We start from the raw sequence: 7,634 nt of genomic DNA, 5'->3' as shown, positions 1-7,634 counted from the left end.
GTGCTGCCGTTCGACTTGCATGTGTAAGGCATGCCGCCAGCGTTCAATCTGAGCCAGGATCAAACTCTTCAGTTCAATGCCTGTTACTGTTTTCGGTTCCGTAGAACCGGTCGCTCACTCAACGTACTGACGATGATTTGTTCCATCCAAAGATGGAAAAACCTTCCTCTGATACTTCGTGTGAGACTCTTGATTACTTTTGCTATTGCTCCAGCCCCGAAAGACTGAAACCGCACTCGCCATCAAGCGCCCACACTTATCGGCTGTTAGTTTTTAAAGAGCATTGCGCAAGACCGTCAAACCTCACCACCGTCTTGCGTCGCTGCGTTGTCTGCAGCAGAGAAACGAGATTATGACGGGCCGATGAACTCATCGCAAGTCCCTTTCGCAAATTATTTTTCTACACCCGAATGACACGTCCGAAATCCAGATTCCCCGATTTGAGACTTCGAACGCGAGAATCATCGGTGGCTGATCTCCTCACGCCTAAAGATCGCCCGACCCTCAGCTTCCAAAGAAAGGCGTGCAGAATCCCGCAGGCCCGACGCAATCCGACGCCGATGACGACCCATGCCGCATCGACATGGGCATACGTGTCGAGCCGGGGCCCGACGCCGCATCGCCAGAATGCGCGCCACCATAGGCCTCATTGGTTTCGTTCGCCTTCTGTTGTTCAGCCACCTTCGCTTCCGCAGCCTGGATGTCGGCGGGGTAGTTGGCTTGCTCGCCCATCGCAGGCGAATAGCCGGCTTGCTCCAACTGCACGAGCTCGGCTTTCACTTGTGCGCGAGTCAGCGGTGCGTTCTGGCTCTGTGCGAAAGCGAATGCAGGCGCAGCGATGACAGCGACGGACACGATAACTTTGGCGATAGCGTTCATGATGTTCACACTCCACAGGAAAAGGCTGACCGGATCGCAGGCGATCCACGAACCTCATCGAACGCACAGGGCCCTTGCGCGGCTTCGACACTCACTCGAGCGGTGCATGGGACCGGAGTAAAGCGCTAACTCCGATCGACACCTGGGTTTCAAGCGTTGAGGCTTCGATTAGTTAACCCGGGCACGTGGACATCTATTCCCGCGACAAGACGAGATTTCCCGCCGAGAGCGCATGACATCGCATCGGCTTCGAACGGGACTATCAGAGGGGAGAAGAGGGAGGCGCGGAGGACGAAACCGGATGAGGAGTCCGGTAAGGCGCCAGCCAGCACCCGTCCACCGCGATTCGATTGTGACGCGAGGCGGCGCGAAGATCATCGCCGCTTGCGTTGAAGATGCCTTGCCGATCCCGCAACAATGCTATTCGCGACAGCGATGCTCAATGCGTGTCCGGCACGAGATGCACGCGCTTTTCCGTCGCCGCTTCGACAGCCGAGCGTGAATACAGCAGCGGAAAGTATTGCCCGTCGAGCCACATCTGCGCGAGATCGCGATAGTGCGGGTTATCCGGATCACCCGACTCTCCGGGCAGATTCACCGCGCGCGAGGCGTCCCAGTTGCCGACATCCACGACAACGCGAAACGAAGGACCATTGGTCTCGCGGAAATCGCTTGCGCGATATGTCGACTGATTCGGCGTGTATGCGCTGCCGCCTTTGCCGATCGGCCCGACGTTGAGTTTCGCGCGCATGTCCGCATCGACGACATCGGCGAGCGGATGCGCGTTCAGGTTCGTCTGCAGCTTGCCCCATCGCCACTGGCTCGCATCGGCGCCTTGCAGTTGCCGCATCTCCACATACGCATCGTGCAGACTCGAAATCAGCACGGCATCGCGTTTGGCTTGCGCACCATCGCCGAAGCGAGTCTCGGGATGCTCGAGCGCGTCGAGCATCACGGCCGTGTCCGGAGCGCCGAACGCCGACGCCGCGTTCTTCGGCAACACCGCTTCTTTGAAGGCTCGTCCGAGATGCCGCGATAGCCATACTTCTTCGAGCGCCGCTTGCGATGAATCCGCGCCCATGTGCGCGTCCCAGCCCTTGAGCATGGCGAGTGCTGCGCGCGTGTCGTCGTCATCGCTCGAAAGCGGACCGAGCAATGCGACGAGCCTGCGTGCCGGGATCGAAACGATATCGTTCTGCAAATGCTCCGAGTCTTCGATCGACACCTTGGGCAGCGACTTCAATACCTCGTCGATACGTTGATGCCGCGAACCGTTGGTCCATTCGAAACCGAGTTTGCGTTCCGCATACGGATAACCTGCGGGCAGGTTCATTTCATTCGATGTGGTGAAATAACCTTGCGCCGGGTTATACACCGATGGCATTGCATCGCGCGGCCAGAAGCCCGCCCATTCATAGCGCCCATCGCCGGGCACTGGCATGAGACCGTCCCAGTTCGGGCGAATCGGCGCGAGGCCGCTCGGCACCCAGCCGATGTTGCCGTCCTTGTCCGCGAAGACCTGATTGACGGTCGGTGCGCCCCACGTCGCAAGCGCGGCCTTGAATTGCGCGTAGTTCTTGGCGCGCATGTAACGCATCGAATCGAAGTAAGGCGACATGCCCGGCGAGAGCCACGCCGTGCGCACCGCGAATGCGCGATGCTTGCCTTCTTCCGTATAGATCACCGGACCATGTCTTGTGAACAGCAGATCCGCGGTGACGGGCGAACCATTGCGCACGGCGATCTGCTCGCGCACGACGCGCATCGGCTCCCATTTGCCTTTATAGCGATACTGCCGCGGGTTCGCCGGGTTCAGCTCGTACACATAGAGATCTTCCTGATCGATATTGAATATCGTGAGACCGTAAGCGATCGAGCCGTTATGCCCGATGGAAATACCCGGCGCGGAAGGCTCGCCGCCGCCGATGATGTCGAGCGTCGGCGTGCTGATCTGCTGGATATAGCGCAGGCTCGGCGCGGCATACGCACGATGCGGATCGTTAGCCATGATCGCGCGGCCCGTGGCCGACTTCGATGGCGCGATGGCCCAGTTGTTGCTGCCTTCGGTGACTTCTTCGGGATTGTCGGCGGCGGCAATGACTGTCGTCGATGCATCCGCGCTCTTCATCGATTCCTTCGTCACGCGCACGCCTTGCGTTGCGAGCGTGAAGACCTTGAGCACGTCGTCGGGCAGACAGGGATCGAGGCCCGCGGGCATCTGCGCTTTCCACGGCGGCTGCAAGCCGAAGCGCACGGTATCCGCATCGAGCGAGCTCTTGCACGTCACGCGCGCACGCGCCACTTCGCTCGTCAAATTCCTCGTGAGGCCGTGGCTGCGAATGCGCACGATATCATCGGCGCTCCACTTCGCCGGCCAATAGCCGATCTTGCGAAATTCATACGGCATACGGTCCGGATGCGCGGCAAGCCAGTCGACGTACGCATTCACGCCCGCCGCGAAGCGCGTCGCCGCAGGCTTTGCATCGGGACCGTAGCGTTGCCACTCGGTCGTCATGTCGCCGCGATAGAGAAAGAGCCGCGTGGCCTTGTCCTGCTCCACATACGCCGGGCCGAACACTTCCGAGAGCTCGCCGAGGCCGCGCCGGCGCCATAGATCGATCTGGAACAGCCGGTCGCGCGCCGCGTTGAAGCCCTGCACGAAGAACGCGTCGCTGTCATTCGCCGCGAAGATGTGCGGCACGCCCCAGTGGTCGATCAGAATATCCGATGGCTGCGAAAGTCCCGCAACGGCAATGGTTTCGACGTTCGGCGCATCGGCGAAAGTTGTTGTCGTCGCGAGCGGGCCGAATAGCGCCGCGCCAAGCGTGAGCGCGAGCAAGCGTTGCCTCTTCTTTCCCTTCATCTGAGCGTCTCCTTTTGTTATCGGTGTTGATTCGGGTCACGCGGATACTGCAATGTAATTGGATTGGGACGCACGCGCAAAGGCCGCTTCGAAAATCAGGGTTACATTTGGATACATCAGCCGATGCGTCAGCAGTCGATTCATTGCGCGCTCGAACGTCGAATCATTGGAAACAACGCGCCCTTGCAAAGGAGATACCTGATGTCCGCCATTGCCCGAAGCATCGATCCGATATCCATCGCCAAACGCGTCTATGAGGCATATGTCACGAAAGACCGCGATGCGATCGAAGCCCTAATCGCCGACGATTTCCACTTCACGAGTCCGCGCGACAATCGTCTCGATCGCGCGACGTACTTCTCGCGTTGCTGGCCGAACTCGCATGTCACGGATGAGTTCACATTCGTCCATCTCGTTCCAGATGGCGATCACGTGTTCGTGACCTACGACTTGCGCATGAAAGATGGCAGCGCATTTCGCAACACGGAGATCCTCACCGTCAGAGAGGGACAGCTCGTCGAAGCGCAAGTCTTCTTCGGCTGGATGATCCCTCATGAAGCGCCCGAAGGTAGTGGCATCTGATTGCTTCGCCATCCATATTATTACGGCGCCTCAGTGCGTGTATTCGCCTCGAGTCGCACTTTGCCCCAACCTGTCATATTTACCGATACAAACCAGCTCGCTCGACCTCTTTTTGTCAGACAAGAAGCCGCCAGCGCTTCCTTTTTCCTATCCTTCTCTTGACTGGTAGACGATTGCACGACATGCGCTCCGCTTGACACCGACGTTCAGCCTCGCGTATTGTTTGGTAGACCAACCAAGAAAATGGAATTCTCCATGAGCCGCGTAGCCGCCATTCCTGTCTGCCTGTTCATCGCCGCGACGCTGGCGGCATGCTCTCATCAGGAACGCGATAGTTACCAGGGCTATGTCGAAGGGGAGTTCGTCTATCTGGGCTCTTCGCAATCGGGAAAGCTCACCGCGTTGTCGGTCGCGCGCGGGCAATCCGTCAAAGCAGGCGCCAGTGCGTTCACGCTCGAATCCGTCGATGAAACCGCCGCGCTCGATCAGGCTCAGCGTCAACTCACGGCTGCGCAGTCGCAGCTCGAAGACATCCTGACAGGCAAGCGCGCGCCGGAAGTCGCTTCGGTGCGCGCACAACTCGCGCAGGCGCGCGCGAACGGCCGCAAGGCCGCATTGCAACTGAGCCGCGACGAGGCGCAGTTCAGCGCTGGCGGCATCGCAAAAGGACAACTCGACGATTCGCGCGCCAACGCCGATGCAACCGCCGCACAGGTGCGCGATCTCGCCGAGCAGGTCGACATCGCGCGCTTGCCGGGCCGGCCTCAGCAGATCGCCGCGCAGCGCGCCCAAGTGGCCGCCGCGCAGGCGTTCGTCGCACAGGCGCAATGGAAAGTCGATCAGAAGCGCGTCACCGCGCCCGCGGATGGCCTCGTGTACGACACGCTCTTTCGCGTCGGAGAATGGGTGCAGGCTGGAAGTCCCGTCGTTCAGATGCTGCCGCCGCAAAACGTGAAAGTGCGCTTCTTCGTGCAGGAAAACGTGGTGGGCAGCCTCGCCGCGGGCCGCGCGGTGTCGATTCATTGCGACGGCTGCGCCGAAGACGTGCCCGCGACGATCACCTATGTTTCCAATCAGGCGGAATACACGCCGCCCGTCATCTACAGCAACGAAAACCGCGCGAAGCTCGTGTTCATGGTCGAGGCGCATCCTCAGGCCAGCGATGCATCGAAGCTTCATCCCGGTCAACCCGTCGCGGTGAGGCTGCAATGAACGCGCAGGACACGCCCTACGTCATCGACGTCCACAATCTCAACAAGCACTTCGGCGACAAACACGTCGTGAACGATGTGACCTTGCAAGTCGCGCGCGGCGAAATCTTCGGCTTTCTAGGTCCGAACGGCAGCGGCAAGACCACATCCATTCGCCTGATGTGCGGACTGCTCACACCCGATTCGGGCAGCGGCACGTGTCTCGGCTATGACATCGTTCGAGAAAGCGAAGAGATCAAGCGCAACGTCGGCTATATGACACAGCGCTTTTCGTACTGGGAAGACCTGACCATCCGCGAGAATCTCGACTTCGTCGCGCGCATCTATCAGATGACGAAGCGCCGCGAAGCCGTCGATCGCGCACTCGAAACGCTCGGTTTGCAGAGCCGCGCGAATCAACTCACCGGTTCGCTCTCGGGCGGATGGAAGCAACGGCTCGCGCTCGCGGCCTGCATGCTGCACGAGCCAAAGCTCCTCCTGCTCGATGAACCGACCGCGGGCGTCGATCCCACCGCGCGCCGCGACTTCTGGGAAGAGCTGCATCGTCTTGCGGCGAAAGGCATCTCCGTGCTCGTCAGCACGCATTACATGGACGAAGCCGAGCGCTGCCACAAGCTCGCGTATATCGCCTATGGGAGGCTGCTTGCGCAGGGCACCGCGAGTGAAGTGATCGCCTCGCAGAATCTCGCGACATGGAGCATCCACGGCGATCATCTGATTGCGCTTTCTGAACGCTTGCGCAAGACGCCCGGTATCGATCAGACCGTCGTGTTCGGCGCGGCGCTGCACGTGAGCGGCAGCGATCACGCTGCGGTCGAACGGGCCGTGCGCGATGCGACCAAAGACGGCGCAATGCGCGCGGAACCCATCGAAACCGGGCTCGAAGACGTGTTCATCTACTTGATGAGCCGATCCACCGATAACTTCAAGGTGACGTCATGAACGCGCGCGGCCCTTTTGCGATTTTCGGCGGCTTCTCCGTCACGCGCTGGTGGAGCATCGTGACCAAGGAGTTTCTGCAATTGCGGCGCGACCGCATCACGTTCGGCATGATCGTCGGGTTGCCGATCGTGCAGCTCGCGCTCTTCGGCTATGCGATCAACACGGACCCGAAGCATCTGCCGACCGCCGTCATCGTCGGCGATCAAAGTCCCTTCACGCGCAGCTTCGTCGAGGCGATGAAGCATTCCGATTACTTCGATATCGTCGAAACGCTGCCCGACGACGCAAGCGGCCGCCGCGCGCTCGCGCAAGGGCGCGTGCTTTTCGTGCTCAACATCCCCGCCGATTTCTCGCGCAAGCTGTTGCGCGGCGAGCGGCCGGCGCTGCTCGTCGAAGCAGACGCCACGGATCCGAACGCGGTGAGCAAGGCGAGCAACGCGCTGCCCGGGCTGATTCAGTCCGTCGCAAACAAGGACATCACCGGCCCGCTTGCATCGTTGAACAGCAAGCCCGCTGCGTTCGACGTACAAGTCCATAACCTCTATAACCCCGAAGGCATCACGCAATACAACGTCGTGCCTGGCTTGATGGGCGTGATCCTCACGATGACGCTCGTCATGATGACAGGCCTCGCGATGACGCGCGAACGCGAGCGCGGCACGATGGAAAACCTGCTCGCGACACCCGTGCGCCCGGTCGAAGTGATGACCGGCAAGATCGTGCCTTACGTGTTCATCGGTCTCATTCAGGCGTCGATCATTCTGGTGGCCACGCGCTTCGTGTTTCATGTGCCGTTCGTCGGCAATCCGTTCGCGATCTATCTCGCCGCGCTGCTCTTCATCGCAGCGAACCTGACCGTGGGCATCACGTTGTCGTCGCTTGCGCAGAATCAGCTTCAGGCCATGCAGCTCACCATGTTCTATTTCCTGCCGAACATCCTCCTGTCGGGCTTCATGTTTCCTTTCGCGGGCATGCCCGCGTGGGCGCAGTTCATCGGCAATCTGCTGCCTCTGACTTATTTCAATCGCCTGATCCGCGGCATTTTGCTCAAGGGCAATGGCTGGGCGGACCTGTGGCCTTCCGTCTGGCCGATGGCGCTCTTCACGGTCATCGTCATGGGCATCGCGCTGCGCTTCTATCGGCGCACGCTCGACTAG

6 protein-coding genes and 1 rRNA gene are annotated in these 7,634 nt (G+C 60.2%); 4 read left to right on the top strand and 3 right to left on the bottom strand.

Going from position 1 to position 7,634, the window contains the following annotated elements; translation table 11 throughout:
* From AWB74_RS23785 to AWB74_RS23775, 3 genes are all read right to left on the bottom strand, one after another.
* Window positions 1–75 (bottom strand): 16S ribosomal RNA (locus AWB74_RS23785); the annotation flags it as partial.
* A gap of 429 nt (window positions 76–504) precedes the next feature.
* Complete coding sequence (locus AWB74_RS23780; protein ID WP_087039163.1) at window positions 505–879, bottom strand: DUF4148 domain-containing protein; 375 nt, start codon at window positions 877–879, stop codon at window positions 505–507.
* A 439-nt stretch (window positions 880–1,318) separates the two neighbouring features.
* Window positions 1,319–3,742, bottom strand: a complete 2,424-nt coding sequence (locus AWB74_RS23775) for a penicillin acylase family protein (protein ID WP_061149148.1) — start codon at window positions 3,740–3,742, stop codon at window positions 1,319–1,321.
* A gap of 201 nt (window positions 3,743–3,943) precedes the next feature.
* On the opposite strand from AWB74_RS23775, the gene AWB74_RS23770 reads away from it, so the two are divergent.
* From AWB74_RS23770 to AWB74_RS23755, 4 genes are all read left to right on the top strand, one after another.
* A complete protein-coding gene (locus AWB74_RS23770; RefSeq protein WP_061149168.1) occupies window positions 3,944–4,324 on the top strand; it encodes a nuclear transport factor 2 family protein in 381 nt (126 codons plus the stop codon).
* 255 nt (window positions 4,325–4,579) lie between these two features.
* Window positions 4,580–5,536, top strand: coding sequence for an HlyD family secretion protein (locus AWB74_RS23765; protein WP_061149167.1), 957 nt, complete (start codon window positions 4,580–4,582; stop codon window positions 5,534–5,536).
* Entirely contained in the window at window positions 5,533–6,477 is a 945-nt protein-coding gene (locus tag AWB74_RS23760) for an ABC transporter ATP-binding protein (protein WP_061149147.1), read from the top strand. The genes AWB74_RS23765 and AWB74_RS23760 overlap by 4 nt, the downstream gene beginning before the upstream one ends.
* The gene (locus AWB74_RS23755; RefSeq protein WP_061149146.1) at window positions 6,474–7,634 is read left to right on the top strand and encodes an ABC transporter permease; all 1,161 of its coding nucleotides are present in this window, start codon (window positions 6,474–6,476) and stop codon (window positions 7,632–7,634) included. The genes AWB74_RS23760 and AWB74_RS23755 overlap by 4 nt, the downstream gene beginning before the upstream one ends.

Source organism: Caballeronia arvi (assembly GCF_001544695.2).
In the GTDB taxonomy this organism is placed as follows: domain Bacteria; phylum Pseudomonadota; class Gammaproteobacteria; order Burkholderiales; family Burkholderiaceae; genus Caballeronia; species Caballeronia arvi.
The sequence above is the reverse complement of the archived record's forward strand: the minus strand, read 5'-3'. Positions and strand labels throughout refer to the sequence as shown.